The sequence below is a fragment of the Microbacterium sp. YJN-G genome, from assembly GCF_015040615.1.
Classification (GTDB): domain Bacteria; phylum Actinomycetota; class Actinomycetes; order Actinomycetales; family Microbacteriaceae; genus Microbacterium.
Genome location: NZ_CP060402.1, coordinates 2,138,721 through 2,164,046, shown reverse-complemented (window position 1 = coordinate 2,164,046; position 25,326 = coordinate 2,138,721). Strand labels below are relative to the sequence as shown.

The window sequence follows — 25,326 nt, the reverse complement described above, 5'->3', positions numbered from 1 at the left end:
CGGCGACATCCCCGCAGGTCTGGAACCGCGCGCCCGGCGCGATAGGCTGGACTGCCATGTTCGAACTCGATCTCTCCGCCGACATCCAGGCCCTGCGACACACCTTCGGCGACATCCGCGAGGTCGTCGACGTCAACGCGCTGCGCGAGGACATCGCGCGCCTCAGCGAGGAAGCCGGCGCCCCTGATCTGTGGGACGACCCGGACAAGGCGCAGAAGGTCACCAGTGCACTCAGCCACAAGCAGGCCGACCTCAAGCGCGTCACCGACGTCGAGCGCCGTCTCGACGACCTGGAGGTGCTCGTCGATCTCGCCAACGAGATGCAGGACGACGACTCCGCCGAAGAGGCGCGCAAGGAGCTCGCGGCCCTCACCGACACCGTCAACCAGCTCGAAGTGCAGACGCTGCTCGACGGCGAGTACGACGAGCGCAACGCGATCATCACCATCCGCTCCGGGGCCGGCGGCGACGACGCCACCGACTTCGCCGAGATGCTCATGCGCATGTACCTGCGCTGGGCCGAGCAGCACGGCTACCCCGTGAAGGTCATGGACACTTCCTACGCCGAGGGCGCCGGCATCAAGTCGGCCACCTTCGAGATCACCGCGCCTTACGCCTTCGGCACGCTGTCGGTCGAGGCCGGCACGCACCGCCTCGCTCGCATCAGCCCGTTCGGATCGGCCGACAAGCGCCAGACGTCGTTCGCGGCCGTCGAGGTCATCCCGCTGATGGAGGAGGCGACCGAGGTCGACATCCCCGAGAACGACATCCGCGTCGACGTGTTCCGCTCATCCGGGCCCGGCGGCCAGTCGGTCAACACCACCGACTCGGCGGTGCGCCTGACGCACCTTCCCACCGGCATCGTCGTCTCGATGCAGAACGAGAAGTCGCAGATCCAGAACCGCGCCGCCGCCATGCGCGTGCTGCAGACCCGCCTGCTGCTGCTGCAGAAGGAGGAGGAGGCCGCCAAGAAGAAGGAGCTCGCCGGCAACATCACCGCGAGCTGGGGCGACCAGATGCGCTCCTACTTCCTCTACGGCCAGCAGCTGGTCAAGGACCTGCGCACCGGGCACGAGTCGGGCAACCCCGCGAGCGTCTTCGACGGCGACCTCGACGACTTCATCTCGGCCGGCATCCGCTGGCGCAAGCGCAAGACCGAGGACTGACCGCGCGCGCCGCGCCGCGCGCAGCGCACCGCTCATACAGAACCGCCCCGCGACCTTCCGGTCACGGGGCGGTTCTGCAATGAAGCGGGTCAGGGCATCAGGCAGGTCGTCATGCCCGAGCTGAACTTCTCGCTGAACTCGCCGGCGGCATCCATGTCCATCAGCGCGTCCTCGCCCGAGGCGATCGTCCACAGCGTGTCGTCCGGGATGTCGGAGTCGACGAAGTACTGCGCGTAGCACTGGTAGTGCTCGTCGGTGAAGGCCTCGCCCTGACCGACGGATGCGATGATCTCGCGCAGTCCGGTCTCGACCTCGTCCGTCGACGGGCGTCCCTCGCCGCCGATGACACCCGAGTCGCTGTCGGTGGGCGATTCGATCGGTGCCTCGGAGGTGAACTCGGTCGGGAACGTCTCGGCCGCGGTGTTCGCGATGCCGACGAGCCAGGCGATCACGAAGATCGTGATGCCGATGATGCCGCCCAGGATCGACAGGATGATGCCGGTGATCGAGGGCCACTTCTTCGTGTTCTTCTGGAACACCGCGATGATCGAGACGACCAGCGCCGCGAACAGCAGGAACATGCCGATGCCGAACGTGACCGGCAGCGGGATGCAGGCGAGGATCGTGCCGAGCACGGCCAGGCCGAGGCCGATGAAGCCGAGCACGGGAGTCTTCTTCGGCCCTGCAGCTTGCGCGGCGGCGTAACCCGGTGCGCCGTACGCGCCGCCCGGGGCGGCGTACGGGTCGCCGGCGACCGGGGCCGCCGGGTACGCCGCGGTCTGGTTCGGGTCTGCGTAACCGGATGCCGTCGGCGGGGTGTACGCGCCCTGCGCGGCGTCGGCCGCGGCTGCGCCGGGCTGTGCGCTCGCGTCCGCGGCATCCGCGGTCTGAGCGGCATCTCCTCCCTGAGCCGCATCCGCATCGGCGGCGGGCGCCTGATCGGCCGGGGCGTAGTGCTCCGTCCACTGCTGCCCGTCCCACCAGCGCTGCCGCCCTGAGCCGTCGTCGTACCATCCAGCGGGAACGCTCATCGCGCCCTCCTCGTCGTCTCTGCCCGCGTGCACTGACGCGAGGCCCCCTCGGTGGCGCGAACGCGCCCCTATGTGTATACCAGTCGGGGTCGACGCGCGGGTGTCCGATCGGGCGTCGCACCCGGGTCGGGAGTGTCGCTGGGCGTGCGGCGCGGCGTCGCGCATAGGCTCGTAGGGCCATGATCCGGTTCGAGAATGTCACCAAACGCTACCGCGGCACCAAACGCCCAGCACTGTCCGAAGTCGACTTCAACGTCGAGTCCGGGGAGTTCGTCTTCCTGGTCGGAGCCTCCGGCTCCGGCAAGTCGAGCTGCCTGCGCCTGATCCTTCGCGAGGACGTCCCCACGACGGGACGCGTCGCCGTGCTCGGGCGCGACCTGCGCTCGCTCGCCAACCGGAAGGTGCCCTACTTCCGCCGCCACATCGGCTCGGTGTTCCAGGATTTCCGGCTGCTGCCGTCGAAGACCGTGGCGCAGAACGTGGCGTTCTCCCTGCAGGTGATCGGCTCCTCGCGCGGGTTCATCCAGCAGGCGGTGCCCGAGGCCCTCGCCCTGGTCGGGCTCGACGGCAAGGCCAAGCGGATGCCGCACGAGCTCTCCGGCGGTGAGCAGCAGCGCGTCGCGATCGCGCGCGCCATCGTCAACCGGCCCAAGGTGCTGCTCGCCGACGAGCCCACTGGAAACCTCGACCCGGCCACCTCCGTCGACATCATGCAGCTGCTGACGCGCATCAACGCCGGCGGCACGACCGTGGTCATGGCCACGCACGAGGCGGCGTTCGTCGACCAGATGCAGCGCCGCGTCATCGAACTGAAGCAGGGTGTGCTCGTGCGCGACGAGGTCGGCGGCGGATACGGCGACACCTCCGCCATCCCGCGCCTGCAGCCCGAAGCGGTGCCTGGCGCCGCCGCCGCGGCGGCGCTCACCGCCGTGCAGGAGGTGCAGCGCGAGACCGTCGCGATCCCCGTGATGCGCGAGGCGGCCGAGCGTCCGGCATCCCCGGACATCGTCCGCCCTGCAGCTGACCGTCCCGCCGCCGAGCGTCCGGCGCCCGCAGAGCGTCCGGCCGCCGAGCGTCCGGCCGCGCAGGAGAGAGCGGATGCCGCGGCATCCGACGTCCGTGCCCCCGAACCGCCCGCCGCAGCCACCCCGCCCGAGGAGTCGCCGGCGGCCGTAGGGCCGCGCACCAACCCGATCTTCCTCCCCGACGTGCAGGTGGAGGAGCTCGGCGTGGCCGATCGCCTCGGCCTCTCCGGGGACGACGAAGAGGAAGTGGGCCCGACCTCATGAATCTCGGACTCATCGTCGGCGAAGCCCTCCTGGGCCTGCGCCGCAATCTCTCCATGGTCATCTCGGTGGTGCTCGTCACCTTCGTCTCGCTCACCTTCGTCGGCGCGGCGATCCTTATGCAGACCCAGATCAGCACCATGCGTGCGTACTGGGGCGACAAGGCCGAGGTCACCGTCTACATGTGCTCGCCGCTGTCGACCGTGCCGAACTGCGTCGGCGGCGAGGCCACCCAGGAGCAGATCGACAAGGTCGATCAGGCGCTCAAGGGCGAGGCTCTCGCACCGCTGATCAGCGAGGTGCGCTTCCAGACCAAGGAAGAGGCGTTCGGCGACATCGTCGCTCAGCTCGGCGAGGAGCAGGCCGGCGTGATCGGCGTGGAGAACACCTCGGTCGACTTCCGCATCACGATGAAGGACCCGCAGCAGTCCGAGGTGATCACCGAGGCGTTCTCGGGCGAGACCGGCGTCGAGGCCGTGAAGGATCAGCGCAAGCTGCTCGACCCGCTGTTCTCGGCACTCACCGTCGCCACCTACATCGCCGTCGGCGTCGCCGCGCTCATGCTCGTCGCCGCAGTGCTGCTGATCGCCACCACGATCCGGCTCTCGGCGTTCGCGCGCCGCAAGGAGATCGGGATCATGCGGCTGGTGGGCGCCTCGAACAGCTCCATCCAGACCCCGTTCGTGCTCGAGGGCGTCTTCGCGGCGCTGCTCGGCTCGGTGCTCGCCAGCGGCGCGGTGCTCACCGGGGTGCGCTTCGGCGTCGAGGGATACATCGCCGAACGGGTGCCGTTCATGAGGCCGCTGGTCGGGATGCAGGATGCCGCGTTCGTCGTGCCTGTGCTGATCGGCATCGGCGTGCTGCTGTCGGCGCTGTCGGCCGGCTTCGCGATCCGCCGCTGGCTGCGCACCTGAGCATATAAACTGATGGGCTGGTCCATCGTCAGGAGAGAACATGCCCAGGGAACGCGGTGAGAAGGTCATCGCGACCAACCGTCGCGCGCGTCACGACTTCAACCTCGAGAAGTCGTACGAAGCAGGCCTCGTGCTCACCGGCACCGAGGTCAAGTCGCTGCGCCAGGGACGCGCCAACCTCAGCGACGGCTACGCGTACATCAAGGGCGGCGAGGCGTTCCTGGACGCCGTGCACATCCCGGAGTACTCCCAGGGCCACTGGACCAACCACTCCGCCAAGCGCATCCGCAAGCTGCTGCTGCATCGCGACGAGATCCTCAAGCTCGAGCACGCGGTGTCCGCGGGCGGCTACACGCTGATCCCGCTGCGCCTGTACTTCTCCGACGGCCGCGCCAAGGTCGAGATCGCCCTCGCGAAGGGCAAGAAGGAGTACGACAAGCGGCAGACGCTGCGCGAGCGCCAGGACACCCGCGAGGCCGAGCGCGCCATGCGGCTGCGCAACCGCACGGGGGAGTAGCCCCTCTAGACGCGGGGTTCGAAGCCGAAGGCGGTGCCGAGGAACTGCAGCTCGGTCTCCAGCGACGCGATGATCGTCTCGGCACGGCGGAAGCCGTGCCCCTCGCCGGGGTACAGCGCGTACTCGTGCGGGACGCCGCGCGCGGCCAGCGCGTCGCGGATCGCCTCCGACTGCGAGGGCGGCACCACGCGGTCCTCCTCGCCCTGCAGCAGCAGCACCGGCACGTCGATGCGCTCGGCGTGCGTGAGCGGCGACCGCTCGATGTAGACGTCCTCCGCCTCCGGCAGCGGGCCGACCAGGCCGGTCAGGTAGTGCTTCTCGAAGTCGTGGGTCTCGGCGGCCAGCATCCGCAGATCGGCGACCCCGTACCGGCTGATCCCCGCCGCGAACGTGCCACCGCGCACGAGGGCGCTGAGCACGGTCCAGCCGCCGGCCGAGCCGCCGCGGATTGCGATGCGGCGCGGGTCGGCGAGCCCTGCGTCGGCCAGTCCGCGGGCGGCGGCGATCACGTCGTCGACGTCGACGACGCCCCACTGACCGTTCAGCCGCTCGCGGTATTCGCGTCCGTACCCGGTGGAGCCGCCGTAGTTCACATCCAGCACGCCGATGCCGCGGCTGGTCCAGTACGCGTACGCCGTGGACGCCACCCCTGACACGTGAGCGGTGGGGCCGCCGTGCACCATGACGATGTACGGCGGCAGTTCACCCGCCGGGGCGACGGCATCCGGGTTCGACGGCGGGTAGTCGAAGGCGTGCACCTCGCCGTGCGGGCCGTCGAAGGTCATCGGGCGGGCGATGGGGATCCACGCCGGATCGACCGCCTCGCCGCCGCGCACCGCAGCGACCTCGCCGCTGTCGACGTCGACGCTCCACAGGCCGCGTGCGACAGCGGCGCCGCTGCCGGAGACGAGCACGCGGGTGCCGGTGATGTCGTCGATGCTGGTCTCACCGGTCGCAGGCACCGCGAGAGTGCGCATGGCCCCGAAGGCGGGGTCGATCAGCACGACCTCGTCGGCGCCGTTCGTGCGCACCGCGACGATCCTGCCGTCCGCGAGCACGCGGTACCAGCGGTTGCCCAGCACCCACAGCCCGCCGCCGGTGTCGGCATCCGCCAGGGCGAACGGCTCGGTGGTGGCGGGAGGCGTCTGGGCGGGAGGCGGCGTGTCGGCGCCGAGCCGTGCGACGTGCAGGTTCCAGCGTCCCGTGGCGTCGTCGGCGTACAGCAGCTCGTCGTCGGAGAGCCACTCGGGCTGCAGAGCGGCCAGGCAGGGGACCGTCGTCAGTGATCCGGACTCCAGATGCGCGACGGCGACTATCGCATGTTCCCAGGGCATGTGGGAGTCGGTCCACTCCACGAACGCCAGCCGCGTGCCGTCGGGCGACAGTGCCGGGTGCGCGTAGAACCCCGGCCCCTCCGCGTGCACGCGCACGGCCGATTCGTCGTCGGCGGCGGAGCCGTCGAGCGGGATCTCGACGATCGCGCGCAGATGGGGCTCGGAGCGCAGATCCTCGCGCACGGCGAACAGGCGCCCCTGCTGCAGCGTCAGGCCTCCGAAGTTCGCGCCGGACGGCGTCAGCGGTGCGGGTGCGGTCAGCGGCTCGGGCGCGCCGCTGCGCGGCATCCGATGCACCCGCTGGTCCGGGCCGTTCACGAAGTACAGGATGCCGTCGGCATCCGCCGTCCACGATCCGCCGCCGTACTCGTGCACCCGCGACCGTGCGCTCCACGGCTCGGGCAGCAGCTCGGCGCCCGCCGAGGTGCGCACGGTGATCCGCCCGCCCTGCGACGGCACCGACTCACCCCACCAGATATCGTCGCCCACGAAACGCGCTCCCTCGATGCGGGGAGCCGCCTCCGACACGTCGGCGGCGGAGAGGGGCGAGGGCCAGGAACCGTACGGCATGGTCATGGGAACGAGCCTATCCAGGCGGGCGCGCAGACATCCGGGGTCAGCATCCGACACACGACGTCACACAGTGTGCGCCGGGATACGTCGTCGTTCTACCGTGCTGGGAACGCACACGGCCCGCATCGGAGAGGAGTCAGCCATGAGCAGCGTCCCCTTCTCGTTCGAGCTGTACCCGCCCCGCTCGCCGGCCAGCTCGCCGGCCCTGCACGAGACCATCGCGCGCCTGGCCGAAGCCGGGCCCGACTTCCTCTCCGTGACTTACGGTGCGGGCGGTTCCACCGGCGGCCGGTCGCTCGAGGTACTGCGGCACATCCGCACGCACACCGACGTCGAGCCGCTGGCCCACCTCACCTGTGTCGGCAACACCTACGCGGGGGCCGCGCGCCTCATCCGCGAGTTCCTCGATGCCGGCATCCTCAGCTTCCTGGCCCTGCGCGGCGACCCGCCCGCCGGCCACGACGAGAACGAGCCGTTCCTCGGCGACCTGGAGAGCTCGGCGCAGCTGGCGCAGCTCATCGACCGCGTCCAGGCCGAGCGCGCCCCCTACGAGGAATCACCGGTGCCAGGAAACCCGGGTGCCGTGCGCGTCGCACCGCGACGCAAGGTCAGCATCGCCGTCGCCGCCTTCCCGAACGGCCACCCGCGCTCGGCGTACAGCAGCCAGCACGTCGACGCGCTACTCGCCAAGGAGGCCGCAGGCGCCACCCTCGCGATCACGCAGCTGTTCTTCCACGCCGACCACTACCTGGCCTTCGTCGAGCGCGCCCGCCGCGCCGGCGTGACCATACCGATCCTCCCCGGCATCATGCCGATCACCTCACCCGCCCGGCTCGCGCGCGTGCTCGAGCTCACCGGCGAAGAACTCCCCGGCGAGCTCTCGATCGCCCTCGACGTCGAGCCGACCGCCGAAGGGCGCAGGCAGATCGGCATCGAGCAGGCCGCCGATCTCGCCCGCGACGTGGTCGCCGGCGGCGCACCGGGGGTGCACCTGTACGCCTTCAACCAGCACGAGACCGTGCTCGACGTCCTCGCTCAGGCCGGCATCCTGACCGAGCCGCAGCTCTCCTCCGCATCGAAAGGAACCCCATGACCGCCTTCCCCACCGGGACGATCCTCGGCTACCCCCGCATCGGCCGTCGCCGCGAGCTCAAGAAGGCCGTCGAGGCCTTCTGGGCCGGCCGCATCGATGAGAGCGCGCTCGAGGCCACCGCAGCCGAGCTGCGTGCCGCGAACCGCGAGCGCCTCGCCGGCCTCGGCCTCGGACGTGACGACTCGTCGATCCCCGAGTCGTTCTCGTTCTACGACCAGGTGCTCGACGCCGCCGTGACCGTCGGTGCGATCCCCGCGCGCTTCGAGGACCTGCGCGACGAGGACGGCACCATCGGCCTGCCGGCGTACTTCACGGTCGCCCGCGGCGAGGGCGACCGCGCCCCGCTCGAGATGACGAAGTGGTTCGACTCGAACTACCACTACCTGGTGCCCGAGATCGGCCCCGAGACGGTCTTCTCGCTCTCGAGCGACCGCCTCGTGCGCGAGGTCGCCGAGGCCGCCGCAGCGGGACTGCGCACCCGCCCCGTCATCGTCGGTCCCGTCACGCTCCTGGCCCTGGCCAAGGCATCGGACGACGCGCCTGAGGGCTTCGACCCGCTCTCGCGCCTCGACGACGTCGTCGCCGTCTACGTCGAGCTGCTCGCGGCACTGAAGGCCGCAGGAGCCGAGTGGGTGCAGCTGGACGAGCCGGCGCTGGTCAGCGAGTCGCTGCCTGCCTCGACGGGCCGGCTGGCGGATGCCGCGCAGCGCGCCCTCGCCGTGCTCGGCGGCGCCGCCGAGCGCCCGTCGATCTTCGTGGCCGCCCCGTACGCCGAGCTGGGGGAGACCCTCGCCGTGCTCGCCGCGGCGCCCATCGAGGCCATCGGAATCGACCTGGTGCGCGGTGCCGTGCCCGCCTCGCTGCCCGATCTCGGCGGCAAGGTGCTCGTCGGCGGTGTGATCGACGGACACAACATCTGGCGCGGTGACCTGGACGGCGCGTTCGGCAAGCTCGAGGCGCTGCGCGCCCTCGGCGCCGGTACCGTCGCCGCTTCGACCTCGACCTCGCTGCTGCACGTACCGCACGATGTCGAGGACGAGTCGAAGCTCGACGCGCGGCTGGTGTCATGGCTGGCGTTCGCCGACCAGAAGGTCGCACAGGTCGTCACCCTCGCCCGCGGGCTCGCGGAGGGCCGCGAGGCCGTCGCGACGGAACTGGATGCCGCATCCGCAGCCCTCGCCGACCGCCGCGAGGCGCCCGGCGTGCGCGACGGCGCCGTGCGCCGGCGTGCGCTCGTCGAGGACGACTTCTCGCGCGCCCCCTACCAGGAGCGCGAGAACGCCCAGCAGGCGCTGAACCTGCCCGCACTGCCGCTGACCACGATCGGCTCGTTCCCGCAGACCGGTGACATCCGCCGTGCGCGCGCCCAGTTCACACGTGGCGAGCTGCCGCAGGACGACTACGAGGACTTCCTGCGCTCCGAGATCGACCGCGTCGTCGCGCTGCAGGAGGACCTCGGCCTCGACGTGCTGGTGCACGGCGAGCCCGAGCGCAACGACATGGTGCAGTACTTCGCCGAGAACCTCGACGGCTTCGCCGTGACCGAGAACGGCTGGGTGCAGTCCTACGGCTCGCGCGCCACCCGTCCCTCGATCCTGTGGGGCGACGTGTCGCGCCCGGCCCCGATCACCGTGTCGTGGGCGGCGTACGCGCAGTCGCTGAGCGTCAAGCCCGTCAAGGGCATGCTCACCGGCCCGGTCACCATCCTCGCCTGGTCGTTCGTGCGCGACGACCAGCCGCTGGGCGAGACCGCGAACCAGGTGGCCCTGGCGCTGCGCGATGAGATCACCGATCTCGAGGCCGCGGGCATCGCCATCATCCAGGTCGACGAGCCCGCGCTGCGCGAGCTGCTGCCGCTGAAGAAGGCCGACCAGCCCGCCTACCTCGACTGGTCCGTGCGCTCGTTCCGCCTCGCCACCGGCGGCGCCGCCGCTCCCACGCAGGTGCACACGCACCTCTGCTACTCGGAGTTCGGCGTGGTCATCGACGCGATCCGCGCGCTCGACGCCGACGTCACCTCGATCGAGGCCGCCCGCAGCCGCATGGAGGTCGTCGCCGACATCGCACGGTACGGCTTCGACCACGGCGTGGGCCCCGGTGTGTACGACATCCACTCGCCCCGCATTCCCAGCGTCGCCGAGATCGAGTCGCTGCTGCGCCGCGCCGTCGACGAGCTGCCGCTGCGTCAGCTGTGGGTCAACCCGGACTGCGGTCTGAAGACCCGCGGCTACGACGAGACGGTCGCCTCGCTGCGCAACATCGTCGAGGCCACCCGCCGCGTGCGTGAGGACGTGGTCGTCCCCGCCTGACGCGTGAAGTGGGACTGACGACGTCGTCACGCGCGACGTCGTCAGTCTCGTCGTCAGACGCGTCGTCAGACGCCGAAACCCCTCAGCAGTGCCGAAACCCCTCCTGAATTGCGAGATTCAGGAGGGGTTTCGACAACCTTGAGGGGTTTCGGCGGGAGATCAGACGGCGCGCAGCACCGCCACGACCTTGCCGAGCACGACGGCCTCATCGCCGAGGATCGGCTCGAAGGCCGAATTGCGGGGGAGCAGCCAGGTGTGGCCGTCGCGACGGCGGAACGCCTTCACCGTCGCCTCGCCGTCGATCATGGCCGCGACGATGTCGCCGTTCTCCGCATCGTTCTGCGTGCGCACGACGACCCAGTCGCCATCGCAGATCGCGGCGTCGATCATCGACTCGCCGTTGACCTTCAGCATGAACAGCTCGCCCTTGCCGACCAGCTGACGCGGCAGCGGGAAGATCTCCTCCACCTGCTGGTCGGCCGTGATGGGCACGCCGGCCGCGATCTGCCCGACCAGCGGCACGAGGGCGGCATCGCCGACGGCGGGCGCGGTGTCGGCGGGGTTCTCGGCGCTCGTGCCCGGCAGGTCGATGAGCACCTCCATGGCGCGCGTCTTGCCCGGGTCGCGGCGCAGGTAGCCGCTGAGCTCGAGCTGGCCGAGCTGATGGGTCACGCTCGAGAGCGACTTCAGCCCGACGGCATCGCCGATCTCGCGCATGCTCGGCGGATAGCCGTGCCGCGCGATGGAGGTCTGGATGACCTCGAGGATCGCCATCTGCTTGGCGCTGAGGCTCTTGCGCCGCCGGGTGCGCGGAGCCTCGGAGGCGGGGGCCGGGATGTCGCTCATCGGTGCTCCTTCATGCGTGCCGTCCGGTGCGGATCCGCGCCAGCGCGGGCGTCCGGTTCGAATGTCGGTGGCCCGTGATGGGCTCTCCATATCGAAACCGTATCCGAGGAATCACCGAAAACGGAAGATCTGTTCGAGCGTGTCGGGATGGATTCGGGTCGATTGTCGAAGAATTCTTGACAGATGTTCGATATCGAAGATAAGTTCGGAACACAGCTTCGCATCCGGCATCCCCGGCCGGATGCCGGATGCGAAAGCTGTACCAGTCCCGCCGGCGCGCGGGGAAAGACAGAGGAGCGTCACATGAGCACCATCAGCATCCAGGTCCCCGCGATCGCTCGCGTGTCCGCCGGTGCGCGGTCGGCCTCCCGCACCCGCCTGCGCCTGACCGCACGCGGCCGCCGCGTCCTCACCGCGTTCGCCGCGGCACCGGTCGTCGCCGTCCTCGCCTTCTCCGTGTTCGCGGGCGGCTCCGCCCTCGCCTCGGGGGACCAGGCGGCGAACGTGCAGTTCCAGACCGTCACCGTGATGCCGGGTGACACGCTCTGGTCGATCGCCTCCACGGTCGCACCGAACGACGACCCGCGCGATGTCATCGACGACATCCAGCGGCTGAACAACCTCAGCACCGGCATGATCCAGATCGGCGACGAGATCGCGATCCCTGTCGAGTACGCGCGCTGACGCGAACGGGGCAGAATCCGCGCCCACGCGCGCGACGACCAGTGGCGTCACGCGGGGAAGGGGCCCGATCCGGCGTCCTACGATTGAGGGGTGACCTCCCTCGACGAGCTGCCCCTCCGCGCTGATCTGCGCGGGCTCACCCCCTACGGCGCGCCGCAGGCGCCGCTGCCGGTCGCGCTGAACGTGAACGAGAACACGCATCCCGTGCCGGATGCCGTGGTCGGCGACATCCTCGATGACATCGCCCTCGCCCTCACCGACGTCAACCGCTACCCCGACCGCGAGTTCACTGCTCTGCGGGAGGCATTCGCCGGCTACCTCGGGCACGGTCTCACCGCCGACCAGATCTGGGCGGGCAACGGCTCGAACGAGGTGCTGCAGCACATCATGCAAGCCTTCGCCGGCCCCGGGCGCACCGCCTTCGGCTTCGCACCCACGTACTCGATGTACCCGCTGATCACGCAGGGCACCGGGGCGCGGTGGATCTCGGGCACGCGCGAGGACGACTACACGATCACCGCCGAGGATGCCGCCGCGCAGGTGCGCGACGCGGACCCCGACGTGATCCTGCTGTGCTCGCCGAACAACCCGACGGGCACCCCTCTCGGCCTCGACGTCGTCGAGGCCGTCTACGAGGCCGCCCGCGGCATCGTGATCGTGGACGAGGCGTACCACGAGTTCGCGCCCAAGGATGCGGCATCCGCTCTCTCCCTGCTGCCGGGGCGCCCGCGGCTGGCCGTCTCGCGCACCATGAGCAAGGCGTTCGCGTTCGCCGGCGCCCGGGTCGGGTACCTGGCCGCCGACCCCGCGTTCATCGACGCGCTACGCCTGGTGCGCCTGCCGTACCACCTCAGCGCCCTCACCCAGGCGGCGGCGACCGCGGCACTGCGCAACTCGGCCACCATGCTGCGCATGGTCGACGAGATCGTCGAGCAGCGCGACCGCATCACCGCTACGCTCGAGGCGCTCGGCTACACCCCCCACGCCTCCTGGTCGAACTTCGTGCTCTTCGGCGGCGTCGACGACCCGAGGGCGGTGTGGCAGGCGCTCTACGACCGCGGCGTGCTGATCCGCGACGTCGGCATCCCGGGCCACCTGCGCGTCACAGCGGGCACCGAGGCCGAGACCACCGCGTTCCTGGACGCACTGGCGTCGATAGGATCGTCTTCATGAGCGCACTCAGCCCTGAGACGGGCACCGCACCGCAGCCGCGTACGGCGCAGCGCACCCGCAGCACGTCCGAGTCGACCGTCGAGGTCGAGCTGAACCTCGACGGCACGGGACGCAGCGAGATCTCCACCTCGGTGCCGTTCTTCGACCACATGCTCACGGCGTTCGCCAAGCACTCGCTGACCGACCTCACCGTGCGCGCCACCGGCGACACCCACATCGACGCCCACCACACCGTCGAGGACATCTCGATCGTGCTCGGCCAGGCCATCCGCGAGGCCCTCGGCGACAAGTCGGGCATCTCCCGGTACGGCGACGCGCTCGTGCCGCTCGACGAGGCGCTCGCCCAGGCCGTCGTCGACATCTCCGGGCGCCCGTTCCTCGTGCACAGCGGTGAACCGGACGGCTTCGAGTTCCACCTCATCGGCGGGCACTTCACTGGCTCGCTGGTGCGTCACGCCTTCGAGGCGATCACCTTCCACGCCGGTCTCACCGTGCACGTGCGCGTGCTGGGCGGGCGCGACCCGCACCACATCGCCGAGGCCGAGTTCAAGGCCTTCGCCCGCGCCTTCCGGCAGGCCAAGGCCGCCGATCCGCTGGTCGAGGGGATCCCGTCCACCAAGGGGGCGCTGTGAGCCGCGCTGCGCGGGTCGCCGTCTTCGACTACGAGTCGGGCAACGTCCACTCGGCGGTCAAGGCTCTGGCTGCGGCCGGCGCCGACGTCGAGCTGACGCGTGACCGCGACCGGGCGCTGGAGGCCGACGGGCTCGTCGTCCCCGGCGTCGGCGCGTTCGCCGCTGTGCGCGATGCGCTGTTCGCCCACGGCGGCGACGAGATCATCGACCGGCGCCTGGCGGGAGGACGCCCCGTGCTGGGCATCTGCGTCGGCATGCAGGTCATGTTCGAGCGTGGCGTCGAGCGCGGACAGAACACCGAGGGGCTGGGGGAGTGGCCCGGCATCGTCGCCGAGCTCGACGCACCGGTTCTGCCGCACATGGGCTGGAACACCGTCGAGCCGGGTGAGGGAAGCGTGCTGTTCCGCGGCATCGAACAGGAGCGCTTCTACTTCGTGCACTCCTTCGCCGCGAAGAGCTGGACCCTCGACGTGACCGCGCCGTTCCCGCAGCCCGCTGTGACCTGGGCCACGCACGGGGAGAGGTTCCTCGCCGCGGTCGAGAACGGCCCGCTGTCGGCCACGCAGTTCCACCCGGAGAAGTCCGGCGACGCCGGCATCCGCCTGCTGCGCAACTGGACCGAATCACTGCCCTGAGCATTCCCGCGACGCCGGGCTGGGTCACACCGCGGCACCCGTGTTGAACCGGGCAACGGTGCGGACTAGTCTCGTGTCTCGTGTTCGCACGCCGCGGACGCGCACCCGAACCAAGGACGTCATGAACGACTTCGCACAGTCTCCCCCGCTGATCCTCCTCCCCGCGGTCGATGTGGCCGGCGGAAAGGCCGTCCGCCTCACGCAGGGCGAGGCGGGTACCGAGACGAGCTACGGCGACCCCATCGACGCCGCCGGCGAGTGGGTCGATCAGGGCGCGCAGTGGATCCACCTGGTGGACCTCGATGCGGCCTTCGGCCGTGGCAGCAACGCCTCGATCCTGCGCAAGGTCATCAAGCAGTACCGCGGGGTGAACATCGAGCTCTCCGGCGGCATCCGCGATGACGCCAGCCTCGAGGCCGCACTGGAGTCGGGGGCGAACCGCATCAACCTCGGCACCGCGGCGCTGGAGAACCCCGAGTGGGCGGCCGACGTGATCGGGCGCTACGGCGAGGCCGTCGCCGTCGGACTCGACGTGCGCGGCACCACGCTCGCGGCGCGCGGCTGGACCAAGGACGGCGGTGACATCTGGGAGGTGCTGGAGCGCCTGGAAGAGGCCGGCTGCAGCCGTTACGTGGTCACCGACGTCACCAAGGACGGCACGCTGCGCGGTCCGAACCTCGAACTGCTCCGCGAGATCACCTCGCGCACGCCCAAGCCCGTGATCGCCTCGGGCGGCGTCTCGAGCCTCGACGACATCATCGCGCTGCGCGAGCTCGTGCCGATCGGCGTCGAGGGCGCCATCGTCGGCAAGGCCCTATACGCCGGCCAGTTCACCCTGGTCGAGGCGCTGGATGTCGCAGGAGACTGACGGAGCCTGCGACCACGGCAGCACCGGCGACCACGGCACCACCGGCGAGCACTGCAGCGCCGGCGACCACGGCAGCACCGGCGACTCCGCAGGCGTGCCCTGGGCGGGTCGCAGCTTCCAGCCCAACGCCAACGCCACGGATGACGGGTCGGCGGATCCGGCGCTGCTCGCCGCCCTGACGCGTTTCCGCGCGGGAACCGGGAGTCAGACCGAGGTCGTCGACGCGTTCCGCAGCGCGCGCGTGCTCGTGCCCCTGGTGGCCGAGAAGGGCGACGAGGGCATCGGCCCCACCGGACTGAAGGTCGACAAGACGCAGGAGCTGTCGATCGTCACCGTCGCCGCCCCTGACGGCCGCCGGGTGCAGCCGGTGTTCTCCTCGGTCGACACCATGCGGCGCTGGGACGCCGCGGCGCGCCCCATCCCCGTCGAGGCGGTGCGGGTCGCGCTCTCGGCGTCGGGGGAGGAGACCGACCTGATCGTGCTGGATGCCGCGGGCGAGACCGAGTTCGTCATCCGCCGTCCCGCGGTCTGGGCGATCGCCCAGGGGCAGCGTTGGGAGCCGAGCTTCCTCTCTCCCGAGGTGTTCACGGCGCTGCGCGAGAGCATCGCGCACGAGCTGGCCGTGATCGACATCGCCGTGGCGCCGGGCGACCCGGACGCCCGGATGCGCGGACCCGAGCTGGTCGTGACCCTCGAACTCGTCGACGGACTCGACCGGGAGACGCTGGATGCCGTGCTGGCCCGGCTCGCTCAGCGCTGGGCGGCCGATGACCGCATGGCCGTCCTGGTCGACTCGCTGACCGTGAGGCTCACCCGCTCCGCCGGCTGAGCCTCAGCATCCGACCCGCTGCCGCGCGACGGTCAGTTGACCGGCCCGGTCCACTTCTCGCCGGGGCCCTTGCCCACGGGATCCTGGATGGGCGATGCCTCGCGGAACGCGAGCTGCAGCGACCGCAGGCCGTCGCGCAGCGGGCTGGCGTGAGCGCTGCTGATCTCCGGCGCGCCGGCCGTGATGAGGCCGGCGAGGGCGTTGATGAGCTTGCGCGCCTCGTCGAGGTCGAGCTGCGCCTCGGGGTCGTCCGCCAGGCCGAGCTTGACGGCTGCGGCGCTCATCAGGTGCACGGCGGTCGTGGTGATCACCTCGACTGCGGGGACATCGGCGATGTCGCGCGTCGCGGCGGCTGCGGCCTGCTCCTGCTGCGCCCAGCGCTCGTGGCGGTCATCGGCGTGCTCGGCGGGAATCGTCACTTCGGGATGCTTTCTGATAGACTTCTGCGGGCTCCGGAGTGTCATGCTCCGGTACGAAAGAGGATTCACTTCCCACCCGCGCTTGCCGTTCCAGGCTACCGGGTTCTGCACCCCGCCGGATGCCGGTGGAAAGGGTGTCACAAGCCGGTGCTTCTGGATGCGCCGGCGGGTGGGAGACTCCGAATTCGCCCGGGACGCATACCGCATCCTGGTGGCCGAAACCCCCGTCTAAGGAGCTCCGCATCAGCGATCCCCGTACCAATGAGCGCATCCGCGTCCCCGAGGTCCGCCTCGTCGGCCCCGCGGGTGAGCAGATCGGTGTTGTCCGCATCGAGGCAGCGCTGCGTCTGGCCCAGGAGGCAGATCTCGATCTCGTCGAGGTCGCCCCGAATTCCAAGCCGCCCGTGGTCAAGATCATGGACTACGGCAAGTTCAAGTACGAGGCTGCCCAGAAGGCGAAGGAAGCGCGCCGCAACCAGGCGAACACGGTCCTCAAGGAGGTCCGTTTCCGCCTGAAGATCGAGGCGCACGACTACATCACCAAGCTCAAGCGCGCCGAGGGCTTCCTGAAGTCCGGTGACAAGGTCAAGGCCATGATCCTGTTCCGCGGTCGCGAGCAGTCGCGTCCCGAGCAGGGCGTGCGTCTGCTGCGCAAGTTCGCCGAGGACGTGGCCGAGTTCGGCACCGTCGAGTCGAACCCCACGATCGACGGACGCAACATGGTCATGGTCGTCGCTCCGCTGAAGAACAAGTCCGAGGCCAAGGCCGAGCAGAACGCGGTCCGCTCCGCGAACAAGCAGGCCGCTCGCGATGCGAAGAACTCCACCGGCCCGGCCGCAGAGGACGACGACTCCGCGGCGTGAGCCGCTCCCCAGCTCCCGCTCCGTGCGGGTAACCCACCGTCGCCCGCCAGGGCGCCACACGAAGGAAGAGAAGATGCCGAAGCAGAAGACCCACTCGGGTGCTAAGAAGCGCTTCAAGATCACCGGCAGCGGAAAGCTGAAGAAGCAGCAGGCCGGCATGCGCCACAACCTCGAGCACAAGTCGAGCCGCCAGACCCGTCGCCTGAACCAGGACCAGGTCCTCTCCAAGGCCGACACGAAGGTCGCCAACAAGCTTCTCGGCCGCGGCTGATCGTCGCCCGAACGTACGAATAGGAATCCAGGAAAATGGCAAGAGTCAAGCGCGCAGTCAACGCGCACAAGAAGCGTCGCGTCATCCTCGAGCGCGCCTCGGGTTACCGTGGCCAGCGTTCGCGCCTCTACCGCAAGGCGAAGGAGCAGGTCACCCACTCGCTCGTCTACGCGTACCGTGACCGTCGCAAGCGCAAGGGCGACTTCCGCCGCCTGTGGATCCAGCGCATCAACGCCGCTGCCCGCCAGAACGGCATCACGTACAACCGCTTCATGCAGGGTCTGGGCCTGGCCGGTGTGCAGGTCGACCGCCGCATGCTCGCCGAGCTCGCCGTGACCGACGCCGGTGCGTTCGCCACCCTGGTCGAGGTCGCGAAGAAGGCTCTTCCCTCGGACGTCAACGCTCCGAAGGCCGCTGCCTGATCGATCGGTTCCGCAAACGGGCGTCTCCCCTCGGGGAGGCGCCCGTTCCGTCTTTCCGGCCCCCTCTAGACTGAGGACGTGCTGGAGAATCCTCGCTCGCCCCGAGTCCGTGCCGTCGCGAAGCTGACCAAGCGCAGCGCCCGGACCGAGACCGGACTGTTCCTGCTGGAGGGACCGCAGTCGGTCCGCGAGGCGCTCGGCTACCTGCCCGACGCGATCGTCGAGCTGTTCGCGACGCCGACCGCCTGGGAGAGGCACGGCGACGTGCGCGCTCTCGCAGCCGACCACGGCATCGACGTCGAGTACGTCACCGAGGGCGTACTCTCGGCGATGGCCGACACCGTCACGCCGCAGGGCATCATCGCCGTCGCACGCCAGACGCCCACGTCGGTGCGCGACATCTTCGCGGCATCCCCCCGCCTGGTGGCGATCTGCGAGGAGGTGCGCGATCCCGGCAACCTCGGCACGATCATCCGCGCGGCGGATGCCGCAGGTGCGGATGCCGTGGTGCTCACGGGCCGCACCGTCGACCCGTACAACCCAAAGGTGGTGCGCTCCACCACCGGTTCGCTGTTCCACCTGCCGATCTCGGTCGGCGGCGACCTGAACGACGTCGTCGAGCGGGCGCATGGCGCCGGGATGCAGATCCTCGCGGCGGATGTGAAGGGCGACGACCTGCTCGCGGCGCGCGCGGGTGGCGTGCTGGCAGGCCCGACCGCGTGGCTGTTCGGCAACGAGGCGCGCGGACTCGATGACGAAGCCCTGCAGCTCGCCGACCGTGCGCTGCGGCTGCCGATCTTCGGGCGCGCCGAGTCGCTGAATCTCGCGACCGCCGCCAGCGTCTGCCTCTACGAGAGCGCCTTCGCTCAGCGCGCTGCGGACTGAGCGGAGCCGTGCGCATCCTGATCGTCGAAGACGACGACCGCGTCGCAGAGGCACTCGCGACGTTCCTCAGCCGCTCCGGGTACGCGACGGTGCGCGCACAGGACGGCGCGCAGGCGCTGGACCTGCTGGGGTCAGACACCGAGGTCGTGCTGCTCGACCTCGGCCTGCCCGACATCGACGGGGTGGACCTCTGCCGCCGCATCCGGGCGCAGAGCGGCGTGCCGGTGATCATCGCCACCGCCCGCACCGATGTGCAGGAGCGCATCCGGGGGCTCCGCGCCGGCGCCGACGACTACGTCGTCAAGCCGTACGACGTGCGCGAGCTGCTCGCCCGCATCGAGGCTGTCACCCGCCGGCTGCAGCCGATCCACGCACTGCAGTCCGCACCCGGCGACCACTCGCAGCTCGAGATCGACGGCGTGCGGATAGACCTCGCCGCCCGCCGGGTGCTCGTCGACGCGCAGCAGGTCGACCTCACCCGCAAGGAGTTCGACATCATCGCGGTGCTCGCCCGGTACCCGGGAGTCCCGGTGCCGCGTGAGCGGATCATCCGCGAGGTGTGGAACACCGACTGGCAGAGCTTCGCCCGATCGCTCGAGGTGCACGTCGCCTCGATCCGGCGCAAGATCGGCCGTGCATCCCTGATCGAGACCGTGCGCGGCGTCGGGTACCGCTTGGAGGGCTGACCGATGCGCAGACGGCTGATCATCGTCTTCCTGCTGCCGCTGGTGCTCGTGGTGACCGTTCTCGGCGGCGCCTTCGCGTGGAGCGCCGCGCGCAGCGTGCAGCAGGAGTTCTACGCCGAGCAGCTCGGCGACCTGGCGTACTTCACCACCAGCGCCCGTCAGTCGCTGCTCTCGGGCAGCAGCGACGCCTTCGACGGCGAGGCCGATCGCTACCGGAGCCTCTACGGCACGCGCATCGTGGTGGTCGACCGCACGGGGCGCCCCTGGGCGCCGGACGACGCCGAGCGGGTCATCGAGAGCGAGGAGGTCGCGGCGCAGATCGCGCTCGCCCTCTCCGGGCGCCGCGGCGAGCTGCCGCAGGACGTGCTGCCGTGGCAGTTCTCGGATCTGTCGCTGGTCGAGCCGGTCTTCGACGGCGGCGACGTGATCGGCGCGGTCGTCATGTCGGCGAGCGTGGAGGTGCCGCGCGCCGAGATCGTCAGGCAGTGGCTGCTCACCGCAGCGGTCGTGCTCGCGGTGATCGGCGCCGGGCTGTTCATCGTGTTCCGCCTCGCCGGCTGGGTGCTGCGGCCGCTGCGTCGGCTGGACGGCGCGATGGAGGCCATCGAGCGCGGCGACATGGATGCCCGCATCGCCGACGAGACGGGTCCCGCCGAGCTGCACCACATGATCCTGATGTTCAACCGCATGGCCGACGAGATCGAACGGGTCGTGTCGCGGCAGCAGGAGTTCGCGCTGAACGCCTCGCACGAGCTGCGCAACCCGCTCAACGCCCTGCTGCTGCGGGTGGAGGTGCTCGCCACCGACATCGGCGAGGTGGGGGCGGCGGACGTCGAGAAGATCCGCGAGGAGGGGGCGCGCATGACCCGCATTCTCGACACGCTCCTCGGCTTCGCGCGGCGCGGCGGGCAGCACGCCGCCGTCGCGGACGTCGACCTCACGACGCTGGTGCGACGCCGGGCCGCGGCGTGGCAGGAGGTCGCGGCACGCAGGGACGTCAGGTTCGTCACCGACGGGGATGCCACCGTGCGCACACTCACAGATGCCGCGATCGTCGAGAGTGCCCTGGATGCGGTGCTCGACAACGCCGTGAAGTTCTCGCCGGACGGCGGACGGATCGACGTCAGCGCCGTCCGCACCGCGGAGGGATGCCGCATCTCGGTGCGCGACCGGGGTCCGGGGCTCGAACCCGGCGAGCTCGATCAGGCGACAGACCGCTTCTGGCGCAGCTCCCGCGATCAGAACACGCCCGGCTCCGGCCTCGGCCTCGCCATCGCGAGTGACCTGCTGCGTTCCGTCGGCGGGCGTGTGAGCGTCGAGGGGGCGGAGGGAGGCGGCCTTCGCGTCTGCTTCGACCTGCCCGACGAGGAGCGACGATGAGCACGCGCCGGCACCGCGTGAAGCCGTGGCGACCGCTGCGGTGGCCGGGCCGGAGTGCCTGGGCGACCCTCGTCACGGCCGCTCTGCTGCTGGCTTCCGGATGCGCACCGGTGCACCCGGAGTGGGCGGGCGAACCCTTCCGCCTCGCAGGCGGAAGCGTCACCGGCGTGTACTACGACTATGGTCAGCAGTTGGTGCAGAAGCTCTCCGATGACTTCGACGCCGACGTCCGCTTCATCGAGACGAACGGCTCAGTCGACAATCTGCGCCGGATCGCCGCGGGCGAGGCACAGCTGGGCTTCGCCCAGAGCGATGTCGTCGCCGACGCGGTCGCCGGGGCCGGTGAGTTCGGTAGTCCGCTGCCGATCCGCGCGGTGGCGCGTCTGTACGACGAGTACGTGCACGTCGTCGTGCGCGACGACTCCGGCATCCGCCACATCTCTGACCTCGCGGGCCGTCGCCTCTCACTCGGCGCGACCGGCTCGGGAGTGAGCGTGGTCGCACGGCGGGTGCTGGCGGCCTCCGGCGTCGACGAGTCGACCGTCGATGATCACCGACTCGGCCTGGACGCCTCGATCGCCGCTCTGACCGGACGGCGGATCGACGCGTTCTTCTGGGTCGGCGGACTGCCGACGCCGGGGATCGAGAGGCTCGCCGCAGAGGTCGAGATCCGGCTGCTCTCGATCGATGCGGATGCTGTCGAGCGGGCGGGCCTGGCCCACGCCGGTTCCTACCGTGAGGCCGAATTCCCGGTGGGAGCCTACGGCGGTGACCAGCCCACCGCCGCGATGACCGTGCCGAACTACCTCGTCACCTCGGCCGACGCCCCCGACGGGCTCATCCGCGACGTGCTGACAGTGCTGTTCTCCTCGCGCACCGAGATCGCCCGCGAGGTGCCGGCGGCAGCCCTCCTGGATCGGCGCCTGGCGATCTTCACCGATCCCATCCAGCTGCATCCCGGCGCAGCGGAGTACTACCGCGGCGCGCACGGCTGAGCGTCCGCACACTCAAGAAACACTCCGGCACACTCAAGAAACACTCAAGGGACTGGCCCGGCCATCACCGCGTGCATATCCTGAAGCGATCAGTGGATTCGACGGAGACCTTTGACATCGCGCACGGCCACAAGGCGCGGCTCCGTCGGATCACCCGTCCCGAAGGAGACAGCATGAGCACAGCGGAAGCGCTGGTCGTCGTCGACAACGTGCAGAAGCACTACGGCGATTTTCAGGCTCTGAAGGACATCAACCTCACGGTCGACAAGGGAGAGGTCGTCGTCGTCATCGGTCCGTCCGGTTCGGGCAAGTCGACGCTGTGCCGCACGATCAACAGGCTTGAGACGATCACCAGCGGGACGATCTCGATCGACGGCAAGCCGCTCCCCGCCGAAGGCAGGGGTCTGGCGAACCTGCGCGCCGAGGTCGGCATGGTGTTCCAGTCGTTCAACCTCTTCGCGCACCTGACGATCCTCGAGAACGTCACCCTCGGCCCGATCAAGGTGCGAGGTCTCAAGAAGGCGGATGCCGAGAAGGAGGCCATGGCACTGCTCGAACGCGTCGGCGTCGCTCAGCAGGCGTCCAAGCTACCCGCCCAGCTCTCCGGCGGTCAGCAGCAGCGCGTGGCGATAGCGCGCGCCCTGGCGATGCACCCGAAGGTGATGCTCTTCGACGAGCCGACCAGCGCGCTCGACCCCGAGATGATCAACGAGGTGCTCGACGTCATGGTCGGCCTGGCCAAGGACGGCATGACGATGATCGTCGTCACCCACGAGATGGGCTTCGCCCGCAAGGCCGCGAACCGCGTGGTGTTCATGGCCGACGGGCAGATCGTCGAAGAGGCGACGCCCGAGGAGTTCTTCACGAACCCGAAGAGTGACCGGGCGAAGGACTTCCTCTCCAAGCTGCTCACTCACTGACATCCCTGAACCATCCGCATCACAGCACAAGAAGGAGACGGACATGCGACGCACACGAGCACTCGCAGGTATCGGAATCGGCGCGGCGGCACTGCTCGCCCTCACCGCCTGCAACAGCGGCAGCCCCGCGACGCCGGGCGGCGGCACCGGCGACGGCGGTGACGGCGGCGACAAGCCGCTGTTCGAGGTCGCCGAGGACGTCTCGCTCGACGGCAGCCCCACATTCGAGGCGATGACCGAGCGCGACGGCGTGATCATCGGCGTCAAGGAGGATCAGCCGGGTCTGGGCTACCTCGACGCGACCACCGGTGAGCGCAGCGGTTTCGACATCGACATCGCACGCTGGATCGCCGCCTCGCTCGGCTTCGGCGACGACCAGATCGAGTACAAGCCGATCGCCTCGGCCAACCGCGAGCAGGCGATCGTGAACGGCGACATCGACTACTACGTCGGCACCTACTCGATCAACGACAAGCGCAAGGAGCAGATCGACTTCGCCGGTCCCTACTTCATCACCGGGCAGGGACTGCTCGTCGCGAAGGACGCACCCGAGGCCGACAAGCTCGAGGACTTCAACGGCAAGAAGGTCTGCTCGGCGACCGGCTCCACGCCGATCCAGAACATCAAGGCCAACTTCCCCGAGATCCAGACGCAGGAGTACGACCTGTACTCCGCCTGCGTGCAGGACCTGCTCGACGGCAAGGTCGACGCTGTCACCACCGACCAGGCGATCCTGATCGGCTACGCGGCCCAGTACCCCGACGAGCTCAAGGTCACCGGCGGCCTGTTCACCGAGGAGCGCTACGGCGTCGGCCTGACGAAGGGCGATGACGCGCTGCGTGCGCACATCAACGACCTCTTCACCGAGGGCGGCGACACCTGGCAGGCGATCTTCGACAAGAACCTCGGCTCGTCCGGGATCAAGGTCGACCAGCCGCAGGTCGACGCGTACTGATCATCCTCCGGGGCGGTCCGGCACGACCGGGCCGCCCCGGGACAGCCTGAGAAGGGGAGGGTGGCGTGGACGTCATCTTCGGGAACCTCGACCTGTGGGGCGACGCCATCGGGAACACTCTGCTGGTGTTCTTCGTCGGCGGCGTCATCGCGCTGGTGCTCGGCATCATCGTCGGCGCCATGCGCGTCTCGCCGGTGCCGATCGCGCGGGCCGTGGGCACCGCCTACGTGAACATCATCCGCAACACCCCGCTCACCCTCGTCTTCTTCTTCTTCGTCTTCGGCTACCCGCAGCTCGGGCTGCCGGAGCTGGGCAACACCGTTCTCGGCATCCTCGCGATCGGCATCTACACGGCGACCTACGTCGCCGAGGTGCTGCGCGCCGGGATCAACACCGTGCACGTCGGGCAGGCCGAGGCCGCCCGTGCGATCGGCCTGCCGTTCGGTCAGGTGATGACGCTCGTCATCCTGCCGCAGGCCTTCCGCTCGGTCGTGCCGCCGATGATGAGCGTGTTCATCGCCCTGCTGAAGAACACGACGGTTGCAGCCGGCTTCTCCATCGCGGAGCTGGCCGCGCTGCGCGCCACGATCAACGATGCACCCGACCGGCCTGGCAACCCGATGGAAGTGCTGCTCTGGGTCGCCGTCGTGTTCGTCGTGCTGGTCATGGCCATGAGCGGCGTGCAGCGGTATCTCGAGAACCGATGGAGGATCGCACGATGAGCTCGGTGCTGTACGACGTCCCCGGCCCGCGGGCGATCGCCCGCAACCGCATCCTCGCGGTGCTCACCGTCCTGGTGGTGCTCGCGGCGATCGGCTTCGTCCTGTACCGCATGTTCGTGACGGGACAGTTCGAGCCGCAGAAGTGGTACGTCTTCACGTTCACGAACGTGTGGATGAGCATCTTCGAGGCACTGGGCCGGACACTCGGCGCGTTCGCGCTGGCAGGTGTGCTGAGCCTCGTGCTCGGCTTCGTGCTGGCCATCGGCCGGCTCTCCGATCACGCCTGGGTGCGCGTCCCCGTCGCGGTCATCACCGAGCTGTTCCGTGCGGTGCCTGTGCTGGTGTTCATGATGCTGCTGTATTACGGACTGCCGGTCGTGGGCGTCAAGATGGACCCGTACTGGGCTGTCGTCCTCGCGCTCATGGTCTACAACGGCTCCGTGCTCGCCGAGGTGCTGCGCGCCGGCATCGAGGCGCTGCCGAAGGGGCAGAAGGAGGCCGGCTACGCGATCGGCCTGCGCAAGAGCGGCGTCATGCGGCTGATCCTGCTGCCGCAGGCGATCCGCGCCATGCTGCCGGTGATCGTCGCGCAGCTGGTCGTCACGCTGAAGGACACCGCGCTCGGGTTCATCATCACCTACCCCGAACTGCTCTACTACGCCAAGCTGCTCAGTTCGCAGCAGGGGCGCCCGATCCTGCAGTCCGCGTTCGTGATCGGCGGCATCTACATCCTGCTCTGCCTGATCCTCGCCGGCGTCGCGAAGTGGCTGGAGATCCGCACCCGGCACTCGCCGAAGCTGAAGGGCTACACCCCGGATGCTGCCGCCGATCCGCGCGCGCACGACGGGTCCACGGTGACCGAGGTCATCGCCATGCAGCGACGTGGCGGGCGCAGGCGCGACTCGAACGGCCATTGAT

At 69.8% G+C, this 25,326-nt stretch carries 27 protein-coding genes; 23 read left to right on the top strand and 4 right to left on the bottom strand.

Annotation, left to right across the window (positions count from 1 at the left end):
- The first annotated feature begins 56 nt into the window (after positions 1-56).
- Entirely contained in the window at positions 57-1,166 is a 1,110-nt protein-coding gene (gene prfB / locus H7694_RS10410) for a peptide chain release factor 2 (RefSeq protein WP_193596444.1), read from the top strand.
- 89 nt (positions 1,167-1,255) lie between these two features.
- Here the strand turns inward: prfB and H7694_RS10405 are convergent, their stop codons facing one another.
- Positions 1,256-2,197: a DUF2510 domain-containing protein gene (locus tag H7694_RS10405; protein WP_193596443.1), complete on the bottom strand. Its 942-nt coding sequence runs from the start codon at positions 2,195-2,197 to the stop codon at positions 1,256-1,258.
- 179 nt (positions 2,198-2,376) lie between these two features.
- Between H7694_RS10405 and ftsE the strand changes: the two genes are divergently transcribed.
- Genes ftsE through smpB form a run of 3 tightly spaced genes read left to right on the top strand, consistent with a single transcriptional unit; the run spans position 2,377 to position 4,914 of the window.
- Positions 2,377-3,486, top strand: a complete 1,110-nt coding sequence (gene ftsE / locus H7694_RS10400; protein WP_193596442.1) for a cell division ATP-binding protein FtsE — start codon at positions 2,377-2,379, stop codon at positions 3,484-3,486.
- The gene (gene ftsX, locus H7694_RS10395; protein WP_193596441.1) at positions 3,483-4,397 is read left to right on the top strand and encodes a permease-like cell division protein FtsX; all 915 of its coding nucleotides are present in this window, start codon (positions 3,483-3,485) and stop codon (positions 4,395-4,397) included. The genes ftsE and ftsX overlap by 4 nt, the downstream gene beginning before the upstream one ends.
- 40 nt (positions 4,398-4,437) lie before the next feature.
- Positions 4,438-4,914, top strand: coding sequence for an SsrA-binding protein SmpB (gene smpB / locus H7694_RS10390; RefSeq protein WP_193596440.1), 477 nt, complete (start codon positions 4,438-4,440; stop codon positions 4,912-4,914).
- A 5-nt stretch (positions 4,915-4,919) separates the two neighbouring features.
- On the opposite strand, the gene H7694_RS10385 is transcribed toward smpB, so the two are convergent.
- On the bottom strand, positions 4,920-6,824 hold the full coding sequence (locus H7694_RS10385; RefSeq protein ID WP_193596439.1) for a prolyl oligopeptidase family serine peptidase: 1,905 nt from the start codon (positions 6,822-6,824) through the stop codon (positions 4,920-4,922).
- Positions 6,825-6,963: 139 nt separating this feature from the next.
- Between H7694_RS10385 and H7694_RS10380 the strand changes: the two genes are divergently transcribed.
- Positions 6,964-7,914 (top strand): methylenetetrahydrofolate reductase, encoded by a 951-nt coding sequence (locus tag H7694_RS10380; protein WP_193596438.1) that lies wholly within the window; start codon positions 6,964-6,966, stop codon positions 7,912-7,914.
- Complete coding sequence (gene metE, locus H7694_RS10375; RefSeq protein WP_193596437.1) at positions 7,911-10,223, top strand: 5-methyltetrahydropteroyltriglutamate--homocysteine S-methyltransferase; 2,313 nt, start codon at positions 7,911-7,913, stop codon at positions 10,221-10,223. The genes H7694_RS10380 and metE overlap by 4 nt, the downstream gene beginning before the upstream one ends.
- Before the next feature lie 159 nt (positions 10,224-10,382).
- Here metE and lexA read toward each other — a convergent pair whose 3' ends face one another.
- Positions 10,383-11,069, bottom strand: a complete 687-nt coding sequence (gene lexA / locus H7694_RS10370; protein WP_193596436.1) for a transcriptional repressor LexA — start codon at positions 11,067-11,069, stop codon at positions 10,383-10,385.
- A 303-nt stretch (positions 11,070-11,372) separates the two neighbouring features.
- Here lexA and H7694_RS10365 point away from each other — a divergent pair, with 303 nt between their 5' ends.
- From H7694_RS10365 to H7694_RS10340, 6 genes are all read left to right on the top strand, one after another.
- Positions 11,373-11,753, top strand: a complete 381-nt coding sequence (locus tag H7694_RS10365; RefSeq protein WP_193596435.1) for a LysM peptidoglycan-binding domain-containing protein — start codon at positions 11,373-11,375, stop codon at positions 11,751-11,753.
- 90 nt (positions 11,754-11,843) lie between these two features.
- On the top strand, positions 11,844-12,926 hold the full coding sequence (locus tag H7694_RS10360; protein ID WP_193596434.1) for a histidinol-phosphate transaminase: 1,083 nt from the start codon (positions 11,844-11,846) through the stop codon (positions 12,924-12,926).
- Entirely contained in the window at positions 12,923-13,558 is a 636-nt protein-coding gene (gene hisB, locus H7694_RS10355) for an imidazoleglycerol-phosphate dehydratase HisB (RefSeq protein WP_193596433.1), read from the top strand. The genes H7694_RS10360 and hisB overlap by 4 nt, the downstream gene beginning before the upstream one ends.
- A complete protein-coding gene (hisH, locus tag H7694_RS10350) occupies positions 13,555-14,193 on the top strand; it encodes an imidazole glycerol phosphate synthase subunit HisH (RefSeq protein ID WP_193596432.1) in 639 nt (212 codons plus the stop codon). The genes hisB and hisH overlap by 4 nt, the downstream gene beginning before the upstream one ends.
- A gap of 121 nt (positions 14,194-14,314) precedes the next feature.
- Positions 14,315-15,061, top strand: coding sequence for a bifunctional 1-(5-phosphoribosyl)-5-((5-phosphoribosylamino)methylideneamino)imidazole-4-carboxamide isomerase/phosphoribosylanthranilate isomerase PriA (gene priA, locus H7694_RS10345; protein WP_193596431.1), 747 nt, complete (start codon positions 14,315-14,317; stop codon positions 15,059-15,061).
- On the top strand, positions 15,045-15,890 hold the full coding sequence (locus H7694_RS10340; RefSeq protein WP_193596430.1) for an SseB family protein: 846 nt from the start codon (positions 15,045-15,047) through the stop codon (positions 15,888-15,890). Before priA ends, H7694_RS10340 begins: the two co-directional genes overlap by 17 nt.
- A gap of 32 nt (positions 15,891-15,922) precedes the next feature.
- Here H7694_RS10340 and H7694_RS10335 read toward each other — a convergent pair whose 3' ends face one another.
- Positions 15,923-16,303 carry a DUF1844 domain-containing protein gene (locus H7694_RS10335; RefSeq protein WP_413782942.1) on the bottom strand — a complete coding sequence of 127 codons (381 nt, stop codon included), beginning with the start codon at positions 16,301-16,303 and terminating at the stop codon, positions 15,923-15,925.
- A gap of 248 nt (positions 16,304-16,551) precedes the next feature.
- Here H7694_RS10335 and infC point away from each other — a divergent pair, with 248 nt between their 5' ends.
- From infC to H7694_RS10280, 11 genes are all read left to right on the top strand, one after another.
- Positions 16,552-17,172: a translation initiation factor IF-3 gene (gene infC / locus H7694_RS10330; protein WP_193599176.1), complete on the top strand. Its 621-nt coding sequence runs from the start codon at positions 16,552-16,554 to the stop codon at positions 17,170-17,172.
- Between the two features lie 73 nt (positions 17,173-17,245).
- Positions 17,246-17,443 (top strand): 50S ribosomal protein L35, encoded by a 198-nt coding sequence (gene rpmI / locus H7694_RS10325; RefSeq protein WP_193596428.1) that lies wholly within the window; start codon positions 17,246-17,248, stop codon positions 17,441-17,443.
- A gap of 35 nt (positions 17,444-17,478) precedes the next feature.
- On the top strand, positions 17,479-17,865 hold the full coding sequence (gene rplT, locus H7694_RS10320) for a 50S ribosomal protein L20 (RefSeq protein WP_193596427.1): 387 nt from the start codon (positions 17,479-17,481) through the stop codon (positions 17,863-17,865).
- Between the two features lie 78 nt (positions 17,866-17,943).
- The gene (locus H7694_RS10315; protein WP_193596426.1) at positions 17,944-18,750 is read left to right on the top strand and encodes a TrmH family RNA methyltransferase; all 807 of its coding nucleotides are present in this window, start codon (positions 17,944-17,946) and stop codon (positions 18,748-18,750) included.
- Positions 18,751-18,758: 8 nt separating this feature from the next.
- Complete coding sequence (locus tag H7694_RS10310; RefSeq protein ID WP_193596425.1) at positions 18,759-19,436, top strand: response regulator transcription factor; 678 nt, start codon at positions 18,759-18,761, stop codon at positions 19,434-19,436.
- A gap of 3 nt (positions 19,437-19,439) precedes the next feature.
- Positions 19,440-20,816, top strand: a complete 1,377-nt coding sequence (locus H7694_RS10305; RefSeq protein WP_193596424.1) for a sensor histidine kinase — start codon at positions 19,440-19,442, stop codon at positions 20,814-20,816.
- Entirely contained in the window at positions 20,813-21,811 is a 999-nt protein-coding gene (locus tag H7694_RS10300; protein ID WP_193596423.1) for a TAXI family TRAP transporter solute-binding subunit, read from the top strand. Before H7694_RS10305 ends, H7694_RS10300 begins: the two co-directional genes overlap by 4 nt.
- 173 nt (positions 21,812-21,984) lie before the next feature.
- Complete coding sequence (locus H7694_RS10295; RefSeq protein WP_413782915.1) at positions 21,985-22,731, top strand: amino acid ABC transporter ATP-binding protein; 747 nt, start codon at positions 21,985-21,987, stop codon at positions 22,729-22,731.
- A gap of 43 nt (positions 22,732-22,774) precedes the next feature.
- Positions 22,775-23,686 carry a glutamate ABC transporter substrate-binding protein gene (locus tag H7694_RS10290; RefSeq protein ID WP_193596422.1) on the top strand — a complete coding sequence of 304 codons (912 nt, stop codon included), beginning with the start codon at positions 22,775-22,777 and terminating at the stop codon, positions 23,684-23,686.
- A 65-nt stretch (positions 23,687-23,751) separates the two neighbouring features.
- The gene (locus H7694_RS10285) at positions 23,752-24,408 is read left to right on the top strand and encodes an amino acid ABC transporter permease (protein ID WP_193596421.1); all 657 of its coding nucleotides are present in this window, start codon (positions 23,752-23,754) and stop codon (positions 24,406-24,408) included.
- Positions 24,405-25,325, top strand: a complete 921-nt coding sequence (locus tag H7694_RS10280) for an amino acid ABC transporter permease (protein ID WP_193596420.1) — start codon at positions 24,405-24,407, stop codon at positions 25,323-25,325. The genes H7694_RS10285 and H7694_RS10280 overlap by 4 nt, the downstream gene beginning before the upstream one ends.
- The last annotated feature ends 1 nt before the right edge of the window (position 25,326 follow it).

Bases quoted from the DNA above. Each gene is read 5' to 3' on its own strand.
- prfB (WP_193596444.1), top strand. From the start codon at position 57: ATGTTCGAACTCGATCTCTCCGCCGACATCCAGGCCCTGCGACACACC.
- H7694_RS10405 (WP_193596443.1), bottom strand. From the start codon at position 2,197: ATGAGCGTTCCCGCTGGATGGTACGACGACGGCTCAGGGCGGCAGCGC.
- ftsE (WP_193596442.1), top strand. From the start codon at position 2,377: ATGATCCGGTTCGAGAATGTCACCAAACGCTACCGCGGCACCAAACGC.
- ftsX (WP_193596441.1), top strand. From the start codon at position 3,483: ATGAATCTCGGACTCATCGTCGGCGAAGCCCTCCTGGGCCTGCGCCGC.
- smpB (WP_193596440.1), top strand. From the start codon at position 4,438: ATGCCCAGGGAACGCGGTGAGAAGGTCATCGCGACCAACCGTCGCGCG.
- H7694_RS10385 (WP_193596439.1), bottom strand. From the start codon at position 6,824: ATGACCATGCCGTACGGTTCCTGGCCCTCGCCCCTCTCCGCCGCCGAC.
- H7694_RS10380 (WP_193596438.1), top strand. From the start codon at position 6,964: ATGAGCAGCGTCCCCTTCTCGTTCGAGCTGTACCCGCCCCGCTCGCCG.
- metE (WP_193596437.1), top strand. From the start codon at position 7,911: ATGACCGCCTTCCCCACCGGGACGATCCTCGGCTACCCCCGCATCGGC.
- lexA (WP_193596436.1), bottom strand. From the start codon at position 11,069: ATGAGCGACATCCCGGCCCCCGCCTCCGAGGCTCCGCGCACCCGGCGG.
- H7694_RS10365 (WP_193596435.1), top strand. From the start codon at position 11,373: ATGAGCACCATCAGCATCCAGGTCCCCGCGATCGCTCGCGTGTCCGCC.
- hisB (WP_193596433.1), top strand. From the start codon at position 12,923: ATGAGCGCACTCAGCCCTGAGACGGGCACCGCACCGCAGCCGCGTACG.
- priA (WP_193596431.1), top strand. From the start codon at position 14,315: ATGAACGACTTCGCACAGTCTCCCCCGCTGATCCTCCTCCCCGCGGTC.
- H7694_RS10340 (WP_193596430.1), top strand. From the start codon at position 15,045: ATGTCGCAGGAGACTGACGGAGCCTGCGACCACGGCAGCACCGGCGAC.
- rpmI (WP_193596428.1), top strand. From the start codon at position 17,246: ATGCCGAAGCAGAAGACCCACTCGGGTGCTAAGAAGCGCTTCAAGATC.
- rplT (WP_193596427.1), top strand. From the start codon at position 17,479: ATGGCAAGAGTCAAGCGCGCAGTCAACGCGCACAAGAAGCGTCGCGTC.
- H7694_RS10305 (WP_193596424.1), top strand. From the start codon at position 19,440: ATGCGCAGACGGCTGATCATCGTCTTCCTGCTGCCGCTGGTGCTCGTG.
- H7694_RS10300 (WP_193596423.1), top strand. From the start codon at position 20,813: ATGAGCACGCGCCGGCACCGCGTGAAGCCGTGGCGACCGCTGCGGTGG.
- H7694_RS10295 (WP_413782915.1), top strand. From the start codon at position 21,985: ATGAGCACAGCGGAAGCGCTGGTCGTCGTCGACAACGTGCAGAAGCAC.
- H7694_RS10290 (WP_193596422.1), top strand. From the start codon at position 22,775: ATGCGACGCACACGAGCACTCGCAGGTATCGGAATCGGCGCGGCGGCA.
- H7694_RS10280 (WP_193596420.1), top strand. From the start codon at position 24,405: ATGAGCTCGGTGCTGTACGACGTCCCCGGCCCGCGGGCGATCGCCCGC.